This window comes from Pelagibius sp., from assembly GCF_965249265.1.
Lineage (GTDB): Bacteria > Pseudomonadota > Alphaproteobacteria > Kiloniellales > Kiloniellaceae > Pelagibius.
This window is the reverse complement of record NZ_OZ252224.1, coordinates 4,560,828-4,578,912: the sequence shown is the minus strand read 5'-3', so window position 1 is coordinate 4,578,912 and position 18,085 is coordinate 4,560,828. Positions and strand designations below refer to the sequence as shown.

Annotated in this window: 16 protein-coding genes and 1 pseudogene; 11 read left to right on the top strand and 6 right to left on the bottom strand. The window is 64.2% G+C overall.

The genetic code is table 11. From position 1 onward, the window contains the following. Positions 1–65 precede the first annotated feature (65 nt). Positions 66–353: a BolA family protein gene (locus ACP146_RS21360; protein WP_422368775.1), complete on the top strand. Its 288-nt coding sequence runs from the start codon at positions 66–68 to the stop codon at positions 351–353. On the opposite strand, the gene ACP146_RS21355 is transcribed toward ACP146_RS21360, so the two are convergent. Continuing rightward, the gene (locus tag ACP146_RS21355) at positions 350–1,525 is read right to left on the bottom strand and encodes an NnrS family protein (protein WP_422368774.1); all 1,176 of its coding nucleotides are present in this window, start codon (positions 1,523–1,525) and stop codon (positions 350–352) included. The two genes, ACP146_RS21360 and ACP146_RS21355, sit on opposite strands and share 4 nt — an antisense overlap. A gap of 173 nt (positions 1,526–1,698) precedes the next feature. Between ACP146_RS21355 and ACP146_RS21350 the strand changes: the two genes are divergently transcribed. Continuing rightward, on the top strand, positions 1,699–2,370 hold the full coding sequence (locus ACP146_RS21350) for an NnrU family protein (RefSeq protein WP_422368773.1): 672 nt from the start codon (positions 1,699–1,701) through the stop codon (positions 2,368–2,370). Between the two features lie 120 nt (positions 2,371–2,490). Here ACP146_RS21350 and ACP146_RS21345 read toward each other — a convergent pair whose 3' ends face one another. Continuing rightward, the gene (locus ACP146_RS21345; RefSeq protein ID WP_422368772.1) at positions 2,491–3,042 is read right to left on the bottom strand and encodes a DUF2889 domain-containing protein; all 552 of its coding nucleotides are present in this window, start codon (positions 3,040–3,042) and stop codon (positions 2,491–2,493) included. 233 nt (positions 3,043–3,275) lie between these two features. On the opposite strand from ACP146_RS21345, the gene creD reads away from it, so the two are divergent. Further along, positions 3,276–4,751 (top strand): cell envelope integrity protein CreD, encoded by a 1,476-nt coding sequence (gene creD / locus ACP146_RS21340; RefSeq protein ID WP_422368771.1) that lies wholly within the window; start codon positions 3,276–3,278, stop codon positions 4,749–4,751. A 63-nt stretch (positions 4,752–4,814) separates the two neighbouring features. Here creD and ACP146_RS21335 read toward each other — a convergent pair whose 3' ends face one another. The 4 genes and pseudogenes from ACP146_RS21335 to ACP146_RS21320 all read right to left on the bottom strand — a co-directional run bounded on the left by ACP146_RS21335 (position 4,815) and on the right by ACP146_RS21320 (position 8,660). Further along, entirely contained in the window at positions 4,815–5,261 is a 447-nt protein-coding gene (locus ACP146_RS21335) for a cyclic nucleotide-binding/CBS domain-containing protein (protein ID WP_422368770.1), read from the bottom strand. A gap of 191 nt (positions 5,262–5,452) precedes the next feature. After that, on the bottom strand, positions 5,453–6,769 hold the full coding sequence (locus ACP146_RS21330; protein ID WP_422368769.1) for an HlyC/CorC family transporter: 1,317 nt from the start codon (positions 6,767–6,769) through the stop codon (positions 5,453–5,455). 170 nt (positions 6,770–6,939) lie between these two features. Then, positions 6,940–8,046 (bottom strand): annotated as a pseudogene (aroB, locus tag ACP146_RS21325) (3-dehydroquinate synthase); the annotation flags it as partial. Next, positions 8,043–8,660: a shikimate kinase gene (locus ACP146_RS21320; protein WP_422368768.1), complete on the bottom strand. Its 618-nt coding sequence runs from the start codon at positions 8,658–8,660 to the stop codon at positions 8,043–8,045. The pseudogene aroB and the gene ACP146_RS21320, both read right to left, overlap by 4 nt. Positions 8,661–8,843: 183 nt before the next feature. Here ACP146_RS21320 and ACP146_RS21315 point away from each other — a divergent pair, with 183 nt between their 5' ends. The 8 genes from ACP146_RS21315 to ACP146_RS21280 all read left to right on the top strand — a co-directional run bounded on the left by ACP146_RS21315 (position 8,844) and on the right by ACP146_RS21280 (position 18,062). Then, the gene (locus ACP146_RS21315) at positions 8,844–8,984 is read left to right on the top strand and encodes a hypothetical protein (RefSeq protein ID WP_422368767.1); all 141 of its coding nucleotides are present in this window, start codon (positions 8,844–8,846) and stop codon (positions 8,982–8,984) included. After that, the gene (locus ACP146_RS21310; protein ID WP_422368766.1) at positions 8,965–10,893 is read left to right on the top strand and encodes a hypothetical protein; all 1,929 of its coding nucleotides are present in this window, start codon (positions 8,965–8,967) and stop codon (positions 10,891–10,893) included. The genes ACP146_RS21315 and ACP146_RS21310 overlap by 20 nt, the downstream gene beginning before the upstream one ends. 22 nt (positions 10,894–10,915) lie before the next feature. Beyond that, positions 10,916–11,944, top strand: a complete 1,029-nt coding sequence (gene xerD / locus ACP146_RS21305; protein WP_422368765.1) for a site-specific tyrosine recombinase XerD — start codon at positions 10,916–10,918, stop codon at positions 11,942–11,944. 157 nt (positions 11,945–12,101) lie between these two features. Next, entirely contained in the window at positions 12,102–13,079 is a 978-nt protein-coding gene (locus tag ACP146_RS21300) for an HpcH/HpaI aldolase/citrate lyase family protein (protein ID WP_422368764.1), read from the top strand. A gap of 167 nt (positions 13,080–13,246) precedes the next feature. Further along, positions 13,247–14,203, top strand: coding sequence for an acetyl-CoA carboxylase carboxyltransferase subunit alpha (locus ACP146_RS21295; RefSeq protein WP_422368763.1), 957 nt, complete (start codon positions 13,247–13,249; stop codon positions 14,201–14,203). 321 nt (positions 14,204–14,524) lie between these two features. Further along, positions 14,525–16,111, top strand: coding sequence for a peptide ABC transporter substrate-binding protein (locus tag ACP146_RS21290; protein ID WP_422368762.1), 1,587 nt, complete (start codon positions 14,525–14,527; stop codon positions 16,109–16,111). A 128-nt stretch (positions 16,112–16,239) separates the two neighbouring features. Beyond that, on the top strand, positions 16,240–17,163 hold the full coding sequence (gene oppB, locus ACP146_RS21285; protein WP_422368761.1) for an oligopeptide ABC transporter permease OppB: 924 nt from the start codon (positions 16,240–16,242) through the stop codon (positions 17,161–17,163). Next, positions 17,163–18,062 carry an ABC transporter permease subunit gene (locus ACP146_RS21280; protein WP_422368760.1) on the top strand — a complete coding sequence of 300 codons (900 nt, stop codon included), beginning with the start codon at positions 17,163–17,165 and terminating at the stop codon, positions 18,060–18,062. Before oppB ends, ACP146_RS21280 begins: the two co-directional genes overlap by 1 nt. Positions 18,063–18,085 lie beyond the last annotated feature (23 nt).

The following is an 18,085-nucleotide window of genomic DNA, read 5'->3' as shown; positions in this document are numbered from 1 at the left end:
CACATTGACAGCGGGGAGGCGCGCTCACACCTTCAAGGTCGATCTTTACCTGAAGGAGCGGGCCCTTGGCGGTTGCAGAGACGATTGAACAGAAATTGACCGAGGCCCTGGCGCCACAACGCCTGAGGGTCGTTGATGATTCGGAAAAACACAAGGGCCATGCCGGCTATCGCGAAGGCGGCGAAACCCACTTTCGGGTGGAGATCGTTTCGGCCGCTTTTGCCGGCCAGAACCGTGTCGCCCGCCAGCGCCGTGTCTATGAGATTCTGTCGGAGGAGCTGGCCGACCGCGTTCACGCCCTGCAACTGAAGACTCTCACCCCTGAAGAAGATACGGCCGTGAAACCGGCTTAGGTTTTTCGCCGCATCAGCATCGGCGCGAAGCGCAGCACGAAAACCAGGAAGCCGAGCGTCCACAAGGTGGCGCCGAGATGCAGGGCCGCCGTGGACATGGCAGTCCAGTCGGCGGCGACCCTGGCCAGCGCGCCGAGCAGCACCAGGATATAGGCTGCCGTCGTGGCGCTGTCGGCGGTCAGCGCCTGACCGCTGTGGCCGAGACTGGCCCGGGTCATCACCGCCAGGGTCATCAATCCGATGCCGCCGGCCCCCAGGGCATGGTAGGCCTGCTGCGCGCTGACCAGGTCCGGCTGCAGGATCGACAGGGCGAAGAGCGCGAAGGCCAGCGGGATCCAGGCAAAGGCGACATGCAACACCAGCAGCAGGGGCTCGGCCCCGGTGGCGCTGCCGCGCCAACGCGCCAGACGCCAGAGGTTGGCCAGCGCGGCGGCGGCAAAGCCGGCGGCTGTGATCGCGGCATCTGGCAGAACGATCCAACAGAGCAACGCCGCCAGGCTGAGCGCCAGCGCTGCTTTGTCATAAGGGCCGAAGGGTTTGGGCAACGCGGCGGTCTGCCGCTTGTTCAGCCAGTTGGTCGTGAAGCTGGGAACGATACGGCCACCGATCAGCAGGATCATCATGGCCGCCGTAGCGAAACCGATGCGAATGCCCAGCGCCGGCTCGGCAAAGTGAAACACGGCCTCCGCCGCGGCAAGGCTGGTGACCAGCAGGCAGACAGGCATATTGCGGCGGTTGCCCGCAGCCAGCACTTCGCGCCAGACCACCGCGGCCAGAACGATCAGAAAGGCGAGCGCAACGGCCTTCCCGAGGGGGCTGCCGGCATCCAGCAGCATGGCGATGCGGCCCGCGAGCCAAAGCGCGAACAAGGCCATCAGCGGCGCACCGCAAAGTGGCAGGCGCCCGGTCCAGTTGGGGATTGCCGTCAGCAGAAAGCCGGCCAGGGCCGCGCTCAGATAGCCGAACAGCATTTCGTGGATATGCCAGTTCAGCGGATCGGTAATGCCCGGCAGGGCAAGGCTGCCCAGAAACAGCAGCATCCACAGCGGCAAGGCCAGCACCGCCAGTACGCCGGCAGCGAGGAAAAAGGGGCGAAAGCCCTGAGAGAAGAGGGCCGGGCCGTCGTAGGCACGGCGCTGATCGCCGGACGATGGCGTGGCCTGGTCTGTCATGAGGCTTTTTCCGGCACGGATCCACCGCTCCTTTCAGGCTTTGCTGGTGTGGCGGCGTGATCTATCGATAGTCTGGAGCGCTTGTGTCGATGTCAATCGGCAGCACGCCGATTTGCAGCGGCTGCGCGCCTTTGCCGCGGTTTTGGGGGCAGTATCTGAGTGACGGTATCTGAATGACGGTCTTTTTCCTTTCCATCCTGTTTTTCTTCGCCGCCCATGTCTTGCCTGCGGCGACCGGCCTGCGGGGCTTTCTGATCGCAAAGATCGGGCGGCCGGCCTATGTCGGGCTCTACTCCCTGGTATCGCTGGCCGCCATCGCCTGGGTGATCATGGCGGCCCTGGCGGCGCCCTATGTCGAGCTTTGGGCGCCCGGCCCGGTGACCGCGCTGGTCGCTCTCCTTGCCATGCTGCCGGCCTGCATCCTCTTCGTCGGCGGCGCTCTGCGGCCCAATCCGCTTTCGGTTTCCTTTGCCGGCGGCGCCATTGATGCGCAGCGCCCCGGCCTGCTGGCGGTGGTTCGCCATCCCGTGCTCTGGGCGTTCTTTTTCTGGTCGGCAGGCCATGTCGTCGCCAACGGCGATCTGGTGGCCCTGATTCTCTTCGGGGCTTTTGCGCTCTTCAGCCTGCTGGGTATGCGCCGCCTGGAGGAGCGGGCCAGGGAGCGCTTGCCCGCAGCGGACTTCGCCGCCGCCCTGGCCGTAACTGGCGGGCCTTTGTCCGCGCGTCTGGTAAAGCTGATGACGCCGCGCGCCGTTCTGGAAGTCGTCTTGGGACTGGCTCTCTACGCGGTCTTGCTGCTCTTGCACGGTCCGGTGATCGGCGCTTACCCGCTGGCGTATTTTTGATGAGTTTGCCGACTTGCGTCGGCACGGTTCCAGCCCTCTCCCCCTCCCGGCCACCCAATTCCATTATCCTGGTGGGTGGCCGGGAGGGGGAGCGGGGCGGTGCCGCAAAACGCGAAAGAATTACTCGCCGGTGTAGAAATCCGGCCAGGACTTTTTCACGATGGGGCCATCGCTGCGAAAGGCATGGCAGGTATCAAGCAGAGTCGGGCGTTGCCCCGGCTTGCGCGCGCCGGCCTTTTTGGCGCGTACGGGATAGAGGGTCTGAAAAGCGACCGTGGCCATGGCCCCCAGCATTTCCACCAGATGGGTGCAGCCGTCGGCGGCGGCGATCTGCTTGCGCACCAGTTGGCGCCAGCCCGGCTTGATCTGGCAGCCGATGATGGCCTTGAAGTTCGGCGTCACCGCCGGGCAGATGGCAAAGGGGCTGTCGTCGGTCACCGCCTCGATGTCGTGGACCACGAAGTCGTCGTCGATGGTCAGGCGGATCGACATGTCGTGCAGCGCTTCGCCCGGTTTGATCTCGCCGCGGTAATCGTTCTCAAAGGCGTAGGTCTTGGTGTCGACGATCCGTCCTTCGATATCCCATAGACCGTCGGCGCGCTGATAGCCCTGAAAATCATAGGTCCGGTTGTGAAGCTTGGTGCGCTCCACGGTGGCGGGGGGCAGGGGCATAACGCAATACCGCGACGGCTGTTTCAGACAGAGCCCGTGACTATAGGACCCGGGCCCGGCAGGTCAACCAAGGCCGATTCGGCGCCCGATTTGGGTCATGCAGGCCGCAATCTCGCCCAGGAAACGGCTTGGTTGCACCCCGGTTCCGCCACAACGGGCCGTCACAAAGCCTCGGGGACTGCCGCGGCCATCGCCGCACGGCAATCGTAGAGACCAGACGCAGGGAAACGACCATGCAAGACAGCAAGACCATGACGGGCTTTTTCACACGCTACGCGGCACTCCTGAAAATCGGCCTGCTCGGTTTTCTGGTTCTGATCATGACCATCCCGCTGGAATACGTCTGGTCGGTGATCCGCGAGCGCGCCTATCTGAGCGAGTCGGTCGAACGCAACTTGGGCGAAAGCTGGGGCCGGGCGCAGACCATTGCCGGCCCGGTGCTGCTGTTGCCGGTCGAGGAACCCAGAATGGTCAAGGTCAAGGCGCCGGACTGGACCAAGGACAAGCCGCTTTATGTCGAAGAGCAGCGCTGGTTCCGCCACCATCTCTACATTCTGCCGGAAGATCACAACGTCTCGGCGGCGCTGACCAGTCAGACCCGCCGCCGGGGTATCTACGAGGCGCTGCTCTATACCACCAGGGCGGAAGTCAGCGGACGGTTCGAGGTCCCCGCCGCGTCGTCTCTGCCGGTTACGGAAAACGCGAGACTGCTCTACGGCCAGGCGAGGCTCCTGGTGCACGTCGCCGACCTCCGGGGCAGCGCAAACGCACCGCGGCTCGACTGGGGCGGGCGGGAGGTGCTGTTCGATGTGCGCAGCGATCCGCTGCCCGGGGCCAGCGGCAAGAACGGGAACCTGTCCTGGATCGAGGCGCCGCTGCCCGGGCTGTCGTCAACGACTGGTACGCAGGATTTCACCTTCGATCTGGAACTGAAGGGCAGTCATCGCCTGCGTTTCATTCCGCTGGGCCGCAGCAGCGACATCGCGTTGTCCGGTGACTGGCCCCACCCGAGCTTTGCCGGCGTCAACCTGCCGGTCACCAACGAAGTGAATGCCGAAGGCTTCACGGCGCGCTGGCAGGTCTCCCACCTTGCGCGCGGCCTGCCGCAGGTGGCGCGCGACGACAACGGCGGCGCATCGGTTCTCGCCGGACAGATTGTCGGCAACGGCGTTGAAACCCGCCTGCTGAACACGGTGGATTTCTACAGCAAGAGCGAACGTTCGGTGAAGTACGGGCTGCTCTTTGTCGTCGTTACCTTCGGCACGCTTTTCATTTTCGAGGCGCTGGGCCGCCGGCGTCTGCATGCGGTGCAGTACCTGATGGTCGGTGCCGCCGTCACGCTGTTTTTCCTGTTGCAGCTCTCCCTGGCCGAGGTGATCGGCTTTGCCGCCGCTTACGGTTCCGCCGCTCTGGCCTGTGTCGCGCTGGTTACGCTCTATGCGGCCAAGATCACCGCCAGCCGCAGCCGCGGGCTGGTGCTCGGCGGTCTGCTCGCGGGGGTCTACGGCTACCTCTTCATCACCCTGCAGTCGGAAGACCACGCGATGATGATGGGCAGCTTCCTGTTGTTGGCGCTTCTGGCTGCCGCCATGTATGCGACCCGCAACTTCGATTGGTATGCCCTCGGCAGCCGTCTCGCCCAGGGCGCGTCCGATCAGGCAAACCCTGAAGAGAAAGCCGATGCGCCGCCGACGCAAGCAGGGGCGTAAGCGAACTGAAACCCGCGCCGCCGTTCTTCAGTCGAGGCGGCGCGGTTCGCGCAAGCGACAGAGTCAGCCGGTGCCGTAGCCGGTGTCGAAGATGAAGGCTTCGCGCTGCTGGAGGTTCTCTTCCAGCTCGCGCTTAACCGCGGCATAGAGGTCGCGGATCGACACGATCCCGACGACTTTTCCCTCGGCCAGCACCGGCAGATGGCGATAGCCGGACTCACGCATACGGTCCAGCACGCTGGCCGCGATATCATTCGGGCCCACGGTATCCGGGTTCGGCGTCATCACCGATTCCAGTTTGGTGCTGTCCGGATCGAGGCCGCGTGCGACCACGCGGGTCAGGACATCACGCTCGGTGAAGATCCCTTGCAGGTCCTCTGCGGTTCCGACGAGAACGGCGCCGATGTGGCGCTCGGACATGTTGCGGGTCGCTTCGCGGACGGTGGTGCTTGCCGGAAGCAGCTCGATGCGCTGCTCGTTGACAATGTCAGGAACAACTTTTCGGTGCATATATTCCTCCCGCCTGCACGCTGATTTTCGCGAGACATTATGGACTGATGTTGCGTCCAATTGTGCAGGCGCCCGCCTGGGCCGTCAAGCGACAGGCTGTATCCCGCCTGTGGCAAGGGTGAGGGCGCTTTCAGCCGCCGCCGCTTTCCGATACGCGCTATGCTGGTGATGGGCTCCAGGACTTTTGGGCATCACTGAGGGTTGGCGGGCTCTTCTTCCGGCGTCTTGGTATCGGCTTCCGGCGTCTCGTTGATGCGGATCGAGGTGATCTGATTGCGCTTGCGCTCGAGGATCTCGAAATTGAAGCCATGAAAGGTGAAGAGCTGCCCGATCTCGGGGATGCAGCGTGCTTCGTGCAGGATCAGGCCGGCAATGGTGGAGGCTTCCTCGTCCGGCAGGCGCCATTCAAAGCGCCGGTTCAGGTCGCGGAGGGTTACCTTGCCCTCGGTGACGACCGCGCCGTCGCGCTCGATAACCACGCCCTCCATTTCCACGTCGTGCTCATCGGCGATGTCGCCGACGATCTCTTCAAGAATGTCTTCCAGGGTGACGATACCCAGAACCTCGCCGTATTCGTCGACCACCACCGCGAAGTGTTCGTGACGGCTGCGAAAAGCCTGCAACTGTGACAGCAGGTCGGTTGTCTCCGGGATGAACCAGGGGGCGTTGGCGATGGCCACGATATCGAGGCCGTCCAGGTTGTTGTTGGCGGCCTGCACCGCGCGCAGTAGGGCCTTGGCGTGCAGCACGCCGACGATGTTGTCGGGATCGTCGCGCCACAAGGGCAGGCGGGTATAGGGGCTGGCCAGCACCTCCTCGACAATCTGCGCGGGGCTTTGATCGATGTTGATGGCCACCACCTCCTTGCGGTGGACCATGATCTCCTCGACCCAGACGTCGCCGAGGTCGAGGATCGAGCGCAGCATCTCCCGCTCGTGCTTTTCCTCCTCGCCCTCGCCTTCGCCCTGGTGCAGGTCGATGGCGCCGCGCAGCTGTTCCTCTGAAGCTTCGCCGGACAGCGTATGGCGCACCTGGACTCCGAGCATCGACAGCGCCATCCGCACGAGCACCTGGATAGCCATTGAGACCGGCTTCAGCAGCAGGACGATAACGTGCAGCACCGGGGCCACGGCGAGAGCGGCGCGGTCGGCATTTTGGAGGGCGTAGGTCTTGGGCAGCACCTCGGCGAAGATCAGCACCAGCATGGTCATGCCCAGGGTCGCGTAGACAACGCCGGCTTCCCCGAACAGAGCGATCAGGGCGCTGGTGGCCAGGGCCGAGGCCAGAATGTTCACCAGATTGTTGCCCAGCAGAATGCTGCCGATCAGGTGCTCCTTCTCGTGCCAGAGGTCGTTCACCAGGTTGGCGCGGCGGTTGCCGGAGTGTGCCAGGTTATGCAGGCGCGGGCGCGAAGCGGCGGTCAGCGCGGTTTCCGATCCGGAGAAGAAGGCGGAAACAACCAGCAACGCCAGAATGGCGCCGAGGGTGATGACGATGTCGATGTCCATTATCCGTCTGCGGTGCGTTGTGGGGTGTGTTGTGGGCTGGGTTGTTGCAGGTCTGCTTTAGCCTGGAGGGGGCACTGGGGCATGGCAGTGAAGGTGCCCTAGCTGCCCAGGGTTGCGCGGGACGTGATGTCGGCAGCGCTGTTTTCGTTCGCGAGCTGGTCCGATTGGCCGATGGCGGCGGTCAGCAGTGCCATAACCTCATCACTTTCCACCGCACCTTCGATGTAGGCCTCGCCGATGCCGCGGGCCAGGATAAAGTTGATGCGGCCCCGTTCGACCTTCTTGTCGCGGCTCATGTGATCGAGCAGGCGTCCGGCATCCCAATGGCGCTGAGGCAGGTCGGCAAAGCCGGTCGGCAGGCCGACGGCGGCCAGGTGACGGCGCAGCCGGTCGGCGTCTTCGGGCGGACAGTGGCCGCGCTGCACCGAGAGATCGAAGGCCATCACCATGCCGACGGCGACGGCCTCGCCGTGCAGCAGTTCGCCGCCATAGCCGGTTTCGGCTTCCAGCGCGTGGCCGAAGGTATGGCCGAGGTTCAGCAGCGCCCGGCGGCCGCCTTCGCGTTCGTCCGCGGCAACAATCGCGGCCTTGCAGCGGCAGCTTGTCAGTACGGCGTGTTCCAGTGCGGGGCGGTCGCCCTCGATCAGATCGGCGCCGTGCGATTCCAGCCAGGCAAAAAAGGCGGCATCCTGGATCAGCCCGTATTTCACCACCTCCGCATAGCCGGCCAGCATTTCCCGGCGCGGCAGGGTGGTCAGGATCGAGGTGTCGGCCAGCACCAGGCGCGGCTGGTAGAAGGCGCCGATCAGGTTCTTGCCGTGCCGGCTGTTGATGCCGGTCTTGCCGCCCACCGAACTGTCGACCTGGGCCAGCAGGCTGGTGGGGATCTGAATGAAGTCGAGCCCGCGCAGCGTGACGGCGGCGGCAAAACCCGCCAGATCGCCGATGACGCCGCCGCCGAGCGCGATGACGGTGGTGCTGCGTTCGACCTTGGCCGCGAGCAGCTTGTCGATGAGGCTGCCCAATTGATCCAGCGACTTGCTGGAATCCCCCGGGGGAACGGCGATGCTGTCGTGCTGCAGTCCGGCATCGTCCAGCGCGCGCTCCAGCCTTGCGAGATGAAACTCGGCAAGATTCGTGTCGGTGATTATGACCACCCGGTCGCTCTTCAGCAGTGGCCGCATCAGCCTGCCGGCCTCGGCCAGCACGGTGGTGCCGATGAGGATGTCGTAACTGCGGTCGCCCAGGTCGACGGTCAGGCTCTGATGATCGGTCACTGGGCCGCGCTCCGCCCTCCGGAAAGATCTTGCCCGGCCGCGTCGTGATTCTCCAGATAGCTGCGGATGGACTCCGTTACGCGGGCCAGGGTCATCTCGGGCGGACCGTCGACGGAATCGACCACGACGTCGGCCTCGGCATAGACCGGATGACGCTGTTCGATCAGGTCGCTGAGGATCTGACGAGGGTCGCCGCGTTTCAGCAGCGGACGGGTGTTGCGCCGTCCGGTGCGCCGCAGCAGCAGGTCGAGATCGGCGCGCAACCAGACCGAGATTGCCCGCTCGCGGATCAGTGCGCGGGTATCGGCATCCATGAAGGCGCCGCCGCCGGTGGCCAAAATGACTGTCGGCTGGTCCAGTAGGCGGGCGATCACCCGCCGCTCGCCGGCGCGAAAGGCGGCCTCGCCATGTTCGGTGAAGATGTCCTGCACGGAACAGCCGGCCGCCGCCTCGATTTCCTTGTCGGCATCGACGAAAGGCAGCTCAAGAGCCGCCGCCAGGCGGCGGCCAATACAGGACTTGCCCGCACCCATCAAGCCGACCAGGGCAATGGTGCGGGGAAGTTTCAGCTTTTCTGCTGTCGGCGCTGAGCCGTCTGAGCCTGTGCGAGCCACGCGCCTGCCGATCATTGCAACGGTGATAGACCCTAGGTAAACTGCCGCCTTCGCGCCAGATTCGGACCATATCATAGAATCTTCGGGCGCGCGCAAGTACTACGGTGGTGCCCTGCGGCACCGGCCGGACCATTTGAACCGGTCCGAGAAGCTGGGCCTTTCGGACTGCAGACAAAGGTTTTGATGAAAAAGACTAGCCTCATCGCCCTCGTCGTTCTTGCCGGCCTCATCGTGTCCGGCGGATTCTTTCTTCTCACCTGGGACATTCCGCCGCCGTCGGCACCGGTCGAAAAGGTGCTGCCCGATGAACGCTTCCCGCGCTGACTGCTGCGGCCTGCACGCCGCCATCCGATTGATCGTCATGCCCCAGCGTCTTGCCTTGCCTCTGGCGACCGCCCTTGTGCTGAGCAGTGCCTCGCTGTCCCCCGCGGCAGCCCAGGAGGCGCCGATCAGCCTGTTTCCGCCGACCGTCGCCGAGCCGGAGGCTGCGCCGGAAACAGAGCAGACCCCGTCTCAACCGGAATCGACGCCGCCCGACTCGTCGCGCCCCGATTCCTCCTTGGGGGACACGCCCCAGTACGAGGGTATTCAGGTTGACCAGTTGGAGGCGCTGGACAGCGAGTCCCTCGGCATCCTGGAGCCGGATTTCGGCGGTCTGGGCCGTGATGCCTGGGCCGGCAGCGACCGCGGCTTTGTCCAGGCACTGATTGCCGCACTGCCCGGGGATCCGGCCTCGCCGACCCTGCGGGCCCTGACCACCCGCCTGCTGTTGAGCAATGCCCAGGCGCCTGAACGGCGGGACAAGGCCGCGGGACCGGCGACCCTGGCCGATGCCGTCGCCGGATCGCAGGACAGCACCTTCCTGCGCCTGCGGGCCGAGCGCCTCTATGCCATGGGCGAACTGGCCGGCCTCAGCCGCTTGCTCGACATCGTGCCGCAACGTCTCGACGACTCCTGGCTGGCCCAGGCCCGTGTCGACGGCTTGCTGCTGCAGGCCCGGGACGAGGAGGCCTGCACGCAGGTCCGCACCGTCGTGGCGCGCTTTCCGGCGGAGCCCTATTGGGCTCGGGCCCTGGTGTTTTGCCTCTTTTCCGCCGAGCAGCGCGACCAGGCCTTCCTGGCGCTCGACCTGCTGCGCGAACAGGACCCGGACGGCGATCCCGCGTTTTATGGAGCCAGCAACCTCTTTATCGGCGGCGAACCCGACGGCCTTACCGCCGATACGGCGACGCCTCTGACGCTGGCGATGCTGAGGGTCGGCAAGGCTGCCCCGCCGGCGGGTCTTGCCGAGAGCGGCGCCCCGCTGCTGCTGCACGGTCTTGCCGCGATGGATCAGGCCTCCGCACTCGACCGGGCAATGGCCATGGAGCGGCTGGTCCAAGCCGCCATCCTGCCGGGTGCGGCTCTGGCCGAGGCCTATAACGCCATTCCTTTCGACGCGGCGGAGCTTGCCGACCCGCTGGCGCGCGCCGAACAGGCGGGCGGGCTGCGCGGCCGGGCGCTGCTGTTCCACGCTGCCGACAGCGAAAACATCGCCTCCGCAAAGGCCGAGTTCCTGATTGCCGCCCTGACGGCGGCGGAGGCGGCAGGCCGCGGCCACGCCATGACCCGGGCGGTTCAGCCCCTGTTGGAGACGTTGGCGCCGGTCCTGGAACTGGCCTGGTTCGCCCCGGCGGCGACGCGCAGCTTTTACCGTGTCGGCCAGTTCGAAAGGGCCGGGGCCTGGGCCGGAGTCCTCAGGGTCGACGGATTGAAAAATCCGGATTCCCAGGCTGCCTACGAAGCCCTGCAGCCTTATGCCCGCTTGGTCGGCGGCGGCGAGCCGCTCGCAGCCCGCGAAATCGCAGCCCCCGAAATCGCGGCCCCTGAAGTCGGGGGAGGCGAAGCCGGTGAGGGCGGGGCGTCCGAAAACCGGTTGTTGCTGGCGATGATTCTGTCGCGTTCCCTCGGCCAGGACGAACCCGCTGCCTGGCCCGGCATGCTCGATGGTTCTGCCGGGGCCGGCCTGCCGCCCCTGGAAAACCTGTCGCAGCTCCTGGCACTTGGCGATGCGGCTGCGGCCGGCCGGCGGGGGGAGAGCGTCCTGCTCGCGGCACTTGTTTTGGGTGACGGGCCAGCGGGGGATGCCCATCCTCTTGCTCTCGGATATGCCGTCTCCGCCCTCAACACCCTCGGCCTCGGCCGTGAAGCCCGGGCTCTTGCCCTGGAGTCCGCTTTCGATGCCGGGCTTTAGGCACGGCGCTTAGGAACGGTCCATGCCTGCCCGGCAAGCCCTTGTGACGACGCCGCAACTGGAACCCTTTCTGGAGATGCTGGCGGCGGAACGCGGCGCGGCGGAGAACACGCTGGAGGCCTATCGCCGCGATCTCGAAACCTTCGCCGACTTTCTGCGGCCGCGCCGCGGGCGGTTGGAAGCGGCGACCACGGCGGACCTGAAGGCTTTTCTCAGCCGCCTTGCCGAGGCCGGCATGGCGCCGCGCACGGCGGCCCGGCGGCTTTCGGCACTGCGCCAGTTCTATCGCTTCCTGGTTGGCGAGGGACTGCGCGAAGACGATCCGAGCGCCGCCATCGACTCGCCCCGGCAGGGCCGGTCTCTGCCGAAGGTATTGAGCGAGGCGGAGGTCGATGCCCTGCTGGCCGAGGCGCGCGCCAGCCAGGATGCGGAGGGCCTGCGCCTGGCGGCTTTGGTGGAGCTGCTCTACGCCACCGGCCTCAGGGTCTCGGAACTGGTCTCTCTGCGCCTGGCGGCGACCCAGCGCGATCAACGCCTGCTGATTGTGCGCGGCAAGGGCAACAAGGAACGCATGGTGCCGCTCAGCGATGCCGCCCGGCAGAGCCTTTCCGACTATCTTGCGGTCCGCGGCGATTTCCTGCCGAAGGCGGGCAAGGGCGGCAAGGCAGCCGATAAGACGGCCGGCAAGACGGCCGGCAAGACAGGGGCGGTGCGCCTGGACTCGCCCTGGCTGTTTCCGTCCCGCGGGGCCAGCGGCCACATCACCCGCCACCGTGTCGGCCAGCTCTTGAAGGATCTGGCGCGCCGGGCACGGTTGGATGCGGCCAAGGTTTCGCCCCACGTGATGCGGCATGCTTTCGCCAGCCACCTGCTGGACCACGGCGCCGACCTGCGCTCGCTGCAGAAGATGCTCGGCCATGCCGACATCTCGACCACGCAGATCTACACCCATGTTCTGGGCGAGCGGCTGAAGACCCTGGTTCAGACCCACCATCCCCTCGCCAAGGAGCCGGCACCGAAAGGCCCGGCGTCAAGAGGCCGGACGGGCTGAGAAATCGGCTGATTCGGGCGAGGTTCGGGTTGACAAACGCAAGTGGTATGACCAGTTTGCCCGCGAGCCCGTCGGGGTGCCGCAGCCGGGAGTCTCCGGCGTTGCGTGCCGGCGTTCCGACCTTTGATCCATTCCCAGATCCAGCAGAGGGATTTCCATGAGCTTCACCATCGTCGAACAGGCGCCCGCACGCCTGAACCGCAGTGAATTGGCCGTGCCGGGGAGCAACCCGAAACTCTTCAAGAAGGCCGCGGAGTCCGACGCCGATGTCATTTTCCTGGATCTTGAGGACGCGGTAGCGCCGGACGACAAGGTCCAGGCCCGCAAGAACATCATCAAAGCCCTGAACGACATCGACTGGGGCAACAAGACCATGTCGGTGCGCATCAACGGCCTCGACACCCATTACATGTACCGCGATGTCATCGACATCATCGAGCAGGGCGGCGAGCGTCTCGATCTCTTCATGATCCCGAAGGCGGGCACCGCCGCCGACATCTATGCCGTCGACATGCTGGTCAGCCAGGCCGAAGAGGCGGTCGGGCGCAAAAAACGCATTGGCTTTGAGATGATCATCGAAACCGCGCTGGGTATGGCCAATGTGGACGAGATCGCCAAGGCCTCGCCGCGCAACGAGAGCCTGCACTTCGGCGTCGCCGACTATGCCGCCTCGACCAAGGCGCGGACCACGGTCATCGGCGGCCCCAACGAACTCTACGGCGTGCTGACCGACCCCGACGATGCGGGCGAGCGTCTCTATCACTGGGGCGACATGTGGCACTACGCCATCGCCCGCATGGTGGTGGCGGCGCGCGCCGCCGGCCTGCGGCCCATCGACGGGCCCTTCGGCGATTTCTCGGATCCCGAGGGTTTCCGCGCCCAGGCCAATCGTGCCGCGGTGCTGGGTTGCGAGGGCAAGTGGGCCATTCATCCGAGCCAGATCGAACTGGCTAACGAGGTCAACAGCCCCTCCAAGGCCGAAGTGGACAAGGCCAAGCGCATCATCAAGGCGATGCGCCAAGCGACCAAGGAAGGCAAGGGCGCGGTCTCACTGGATGGCCGGCTGATCGACATCGCCTCTATCAAGCAGGCCGAGGTGATGGTGAAAAAGGCCCGGCAGATCGCCAAGGGCTGAGGTTTTTGACCCGGTTCCCCGGATACCCCAAGGATTGCCGGGGTTTCCGGGGGCGAGCGGTTTCGTCATCGCCGCAACACAAGATGCCGTTGAGGGCTGCCTGACAGTGTCACAGGTCCGTCACCTAAGGCGTGCCAGGCCCCGGCGGCTGTGCTAGACAGTCTGACATGCATAACTTCCTTGATTTCGAAAAGCCGATCGCCGAGCTCGAAGGCAAAATCGAAGAGTTGCGGCATCTCTCCGACGACGAAGAGATCAACATTGCCGAGGAGGTCGAAAAGCTCCAGGGCAAGGTCGACCGGCTGCTGCGCCAGACCTATGGCAAGCTGTCCGCCTGGCAGAAAACCCAGGTGGCGCGCCATCCCGACCGGCCGCACTTCCGCGACTACATTTCCGCCCTGGTGGAGGACTTCACGCCGCTTTCCGGCGATCGCCTGTTTGCCGAGGATCATGCCATCGTCGGCGGCCTCGGGCGCTTCCGCGGCTATTCTGTCGTGGTTATCGGCCACGAAAAGGGCGCCGACATCACCTCCCGTGTGAAGCACAACTTCGGCATGGCCCGGCCCGAAGGCTACCGCAAGGCCCAGCGCCTGATGCGTATGGCCGAGCGCTTCGGCCTGCCGGTCATCACTCTGGTCGATACCGCCGGTGCCTATCCCGGCGTCGGTGCCGAGGAGCGCGGCCAGGCTGAAGCCATCGCGCGTTCCATCGAGGTCTGTCTGGACGTTCAGGTGCCGCTGCTTTCGGTCATCATCGGCGAGGGCGGCTCCGGCGGCGCCATTGCCCTGGCCGCAGCCAACCGGGTGTTCATGCTGGAGCATTCGATCTACTCGGTTATCTCGCCCGAAGGTTGTGCTTCGATTCTCTGGCGCTCCGCCGAACAGGCCCAGGACGCGGCCGAAGCGTTGCGCCTGACCGCCCAGGATCTGCTGAAGCTGGGGGTCATCGACGGCATCATCGCCGAGCCTCTGGGCGGCGCCCATCGCGGGGGTGACTCGACGATTGCTGCCGTTGGTGACGAGCTGGAGTCCGGCATCCGCGAACTGCTGCGTGAACCCGGCGTACACCTGAAGCAACAGCGCCGCGAGAAGTTCCTGGACATGGGCAAGACCGGGCTCGGCTGAAGCCGGTTTCCCTCACCCCACCGCCTTCCCGGCAGGCTGTCGCCGGGTTCCTGGACCATCATGCGATCCGGTTATGAGTCCATGCCTAAACAGCATTCCTGGCCGTAATGTCTAGGAACAAAATCTGTATGTATACGTAACAACCCTTCCCTGCATTTTGCTACAGAAGGAGGCTTGTAACGCTAGCCTGTTGGGGCTCTATTATGACGGTTAACGACCGGCGTGCAGGCGTCGGCTCACCGGTAAGGCGTCGGATTTCCGGGGGGGAACCGCTGCGGAGGTGGGGAAGGCTTCACAACAACAACAATGGGAGAGCGTTACATGTTTCTCAAAAACTTCAAACGCGCGGCACTGGGCTTTGGCCTTGTAGTCGCGCTGGCCGGAACGGCGCAGGCCGAGACGGTCCTTCGTGTAGGGAACATGGGCGAACCAGCGACCTTGGACCCTCATCACGTCGCCGGCGTCTGGGAAAACCGCATCATCGGTGACATGTTCCTGGGGCTCACGACTGAGGGTCCTGACGGCGAAGTGGTTCCCGGCGCCGCCGAGAGCTGGACCATCAGCGACGACGGCCTGACCTATACTTTCAAGCTGCGCGATCACAGCTGGTCCGATGGCACCTCGGTGACCGCCGACGACTTCGTCTTCGCGCTGCGCCGCATTCTTTCGCCGGAAATGGCCGCCAAGTACGCCTCCCTGCTCTATCCCATCAGCAATGCCGAAAACATCAACAACGCCAGCCTGACCGACCCGTCGAAACTCGGCGCGCGGGCGATCGACAGCAAGACGCTGGAAATCACTCTGGAAGCACCGACGCCTTACTTCATCGAACAGCTCACGCACTACACCGCTTTCCCCGTGCCCAAGCACCTGGTGGAAGCCCACGGCGACGACTGGATCAAGAAAGAAAACATTGCCAGTAACGGCGCCTATGTCTTGGACGAGTGGGTGCCCAATACCCATGTGCGTCTGATCAAAAACGCAGATTTTTATGACGCCGCGAACGTCGCCATCGACAAGGTGGAGTTCTTCCCCTCTGAGGATCGTGGTGCCGTGCAAAAGCGCTTCCGCTCCGGCGAAATCGATATTGCCAAGGACTTTGCCTCCGAACAGTTCGACTTCCTGAAGAAGAACCTGCCGGATCAGACCCGCGTCGCGCCTTACCTGGGCATCTACTATTACCCGGTCAACACCACCAAGCCGCCCTTCGACGACAAGCGCGTGCGCCAGGCCCTTTCCATGGCCATCGACCGCGCGGCGATCACGGACAAGGTGTTGAAGACCGGTGAGGTTCCGGCCTACAGCTTCGTTCCGCCCGGCACCGGCAACTACGGCGATCCGGCCTTCGTCGATTGGATGGAGGTGCCTTACAAGGAGCGGGTCGAGAAAGCCAAGGCGCTGCTGGCCGAGGCCGGCTACGGGCCCGACAATCCGGTCAAGCTGACGCTTTCCTACAACACCAGTGAGAACCACAAGCGTATCGCGATTGCCGTGTCCGCCATGTGGAAGCAGCTCGGCGTGCAGGCCGAACTCTTCAATCAGGAAGTGACGCCGCACTACAACAAGCTCGAGCAGAACGACTTCGACATCGCCCGCGCCGGCTGGATTGCCGACTACAACGATGCGCAGAACTTCCTCTATCTTCTGGAGACGCGGACCGGTCGCCAGAACTATGGGCGCTACTCCAATCCCCAGTTCGACGACTACATGGCCAAGGCCGCCACGACCACGGACATGGACAAGCGGGCACAGTACCTGCGTTCCGCTGAGGCCGTCGCCATGGAAGACCAGCCGGTTATCCCGATCTACTACTACGTCTCCAAGAACCTGGTCTCGGAGAACGTGGTCGGTTGGGAAGCGAATGTGAAAGACATTCAGCGTACCCGCTTTCTGTCGATCAAACCCTGATCGTAGGGACCCTCCGCCTCTAAGGGGCGGAGGGTTCTTTCGCCGAGCCGCTTAGGGTTGGCGGGCCGCCTTGGCGCCCGTCGGTCTTCTTTGGCGCGGCGACGACAGGGATCAGGGGAGCTGGTTCCATGGTTGCCTACGCGATACGCCGTCTTCTGGTCGCGGTACCCACACTTTTCGTCATCATCACGCTGGCGTTTTTCCTCATCCGCCTTGCGCCCGGCGGGCCGTTCGATTCCGACCGCGTCCTGCCGCCGGCGATCGAGAAAAACGTGCTGGCGCACTACAATCTCGACCTGCCGCTCTGGCAGCAGTACTTCAAGTATCTCGGTGGCTTGGTCCAAGGTGACTTCGGTCCCTCTTTCCGGGTCAGGGACTTTTCGGTGGCCGAGCTCATCATGTCGGGCTTTCCGGCCAGCCTGCAGATCGGCGGCACGGCGATTCTTCTGGCCATGATTATCGGCGTATCGCTCGGCGCCTTTGCGGCGCTGCGCCAGAACACCATGACCGACTATTCGGTCATGGGGGCGGCGATGGTGGGAATCGCCATACCCAACTTTGTGATGGCGCCGCTTTTGACCCTCGTACTGGGTGTTTATCTGTCGTGGCTGCCGGTGGCGGGCTGGGGCGGCGGTGCCCTGGCCAACAAGATCCTGCCTATCGTCGCCCTGGCCCTGCCGCAGATTGCCTACATCTCGCGTCTGACCCGCGGGTCGATGGTGGAGGTGTTGAACGCCAACTTCGTCCGCACGGCCCGCGCGAAAGGCCTGCGTGAGCAGCTTGTCGTCGTGCGCCATGCGCTGAGGGGCGCTCTACTGCCCGTCGTTTCCTATCTCGGTCCGGCAACCGCTGCCGTTATCACCGGCTCCGTGGTGATCGAGACGATCTTCGATATCCCGGGCATTGGCCGCTACTTCATTCAGGGTGCGCTCAGCCGCGACTATACCCTGGTGATGGGTGTGATGATTTTCTATGCCGTGCTGATCATGGTGCTCAATCTGATCGTCGATCTGCTCTATGCCGTGCTCGATCCCAAGGTGAGTTATTCGTGATGATCCATACCACCGCCTCTGCCGATGCCATGGCCGGCATGGAAGAACTGGAAGGGCGCAGCCTTTGGCAGGACGCCCGTAAACGCCTGCTCCGCAACAAAGCCGCGGTGGTCTCCATGATCATCCTCGGCGTTGTCGCGATCATGGCGATTTTTGCGCCCTTTCTCAGTCCGCATCCTTATGACGAGCTTTACTGGGACCGTATTCAGGTGCCGCCCGACTTTGCCAATGCGCATTGGTTCGGCACCGACGGCAACGGCCGCGACCTCTTCGTGCGTACGCTCTATGGCGCCAGGGTGTCGTTGATGGTCGGCATCCTGGCGACCACCGTCAGTCTTGTAATCGGTGTTACCTACGGCGCCATCGCCGGGTTCATGGGCGGGCGTATCGACAATCTGATGATGCGCTTTGTCGATGTGATGTATTCGCTGCCCTTCATGTTCTTCGTCATCCTGCTGATGGTCATTTTCGGCCGCAACATCTTCCTGATCTTTATCGCCCTGGGCGCAGTCGAATGGCTGACGATGGCGCGCATCGTGCGCGGGCAGGCACTCTCGGTGAAACGCAAGGAATTCATCGAGGCGGCCCATGCGGGCGGCGTATCCAACACCAAGATCATCTTTCGCCATATCATTCCCAACGTCCTGGGACCGGTCATCGTTTACATGACGCTGACCATCCCCCAGGTCATTCTGACCGAGAGCTTCATATCGTTCCTGGGGTTGGGCGTGCAGGAACCTTTGACTTCCTGGGGCGTGCTCATTTCCGAGGGGGCCAGAGTGATGGAGCAATCGCCCTGGATGCTGATTTTCCCGGCAACCTTCCTCGCCTTGACGCTCTTCGCCTTCAACTTCATCGGTGACGGCCTGCGCGACGCCCTCGATCCGAAGGATCGGTAAACGTGGTTCTTCGGAAGGATCGA

Bases quoted from the DNA above. Each gene is read 5' to 3' on its own strand.
- ACP146_RS21355 (WP_422368774.1), bottom strand. From the start codon at position 1,525: ATGACAGACCAGGCCACGCCATCGTCCGGCGATCAGCGCCGTGCCTAC.
- ACP146_RS21350 (WP_422368773.1), top strand. From the start codon at position 1,699: ATGACGGTCTTTTTCCTTTCCATCCTGTTTTTCTTCGCCGCCCATGTC.
- ACP146_RS21345 (WP_422368772.1), bottom strand. From the start codon at position 3,042: ATGCCCCTGCCCCCCGCCACCGTGGAGCGCACCAAGCTTCACAACCGG.
- creD (WP_422368771.1), top strand. From the start codon at position 3,276: ATGCAAGACAGCAAGACCATGACGGGCTTTTTCACACGCTACGCGGCA.
- ACP146_RS21335 (WP_422368770.1), bottom strand. From the start codon at position 5,261: ATGCACCGAAAAGTTGTTCCTGACATTGTCAACGAGCAGCGCATCGAG.
- ACP146_RS21330 (WP_422368769.1), bottom strand. From the start codon at position 6,769: ATGGACATCGACATCGTCATCACCCTCGGCGCCATTCTGGCGTTGCTG.
- ACP146_RS21315 (WP_422368767.1), top strand. From the start codon at position 8,844: ATGAAAAAGACTAGCCTCATCGCCCTCGTCGTTCTTGCCGGCCTCATC.
- ACP146_RS21310 (WP_422368766.1), top strand. From the start codon at position 8,965: ATGAACGCTTCCCGCGCTGACTGCTGCGGCCTGCACGCCGCCATCCGA.
- xerD (WP_422368765.1), top strand. From the start codon at position 10,916: ATGCCTGCCCGGCAAGCCCTTGTGACGACGCCGCAACTGGAACCCTTT.
- ACP146_RS21300 (WP_422368764.1), top strand. From the start codon at position 12,102: ATGAGCTTCACCATCGTCGAACAGGCGCCCGCACGCCTGAACCGCAGT.
- ACP146_RS21295 (WP_422368763.1), top strand. From the start codon at position 13,247: ATGCATAACTTCCTTGATTTCGAAAAGCCGATCGCCGAGCTCGAAGGC.
- ACP146_RS21290 (WP_422368762.1), top strand. From the start codon at position 14,525: ATGTTTCTCAAAAACTTCAAACGCGCGGCACTGGGCTTTGGCCTTGTA.
- oppB (WP_422368761.1), top strand. From the start codon at position 16,240: ATGGTTGCCTACGCGATACGCCGTCTTCTGGTCGCGGTACCCACACTT.
- ACP146_RS21280 (WP_422368760.1), top strand. From the start codon at position 17,163: ATGATCCATACCACCGCCTCTGCCGATGCCATGGCCGGCATGGAAGAA.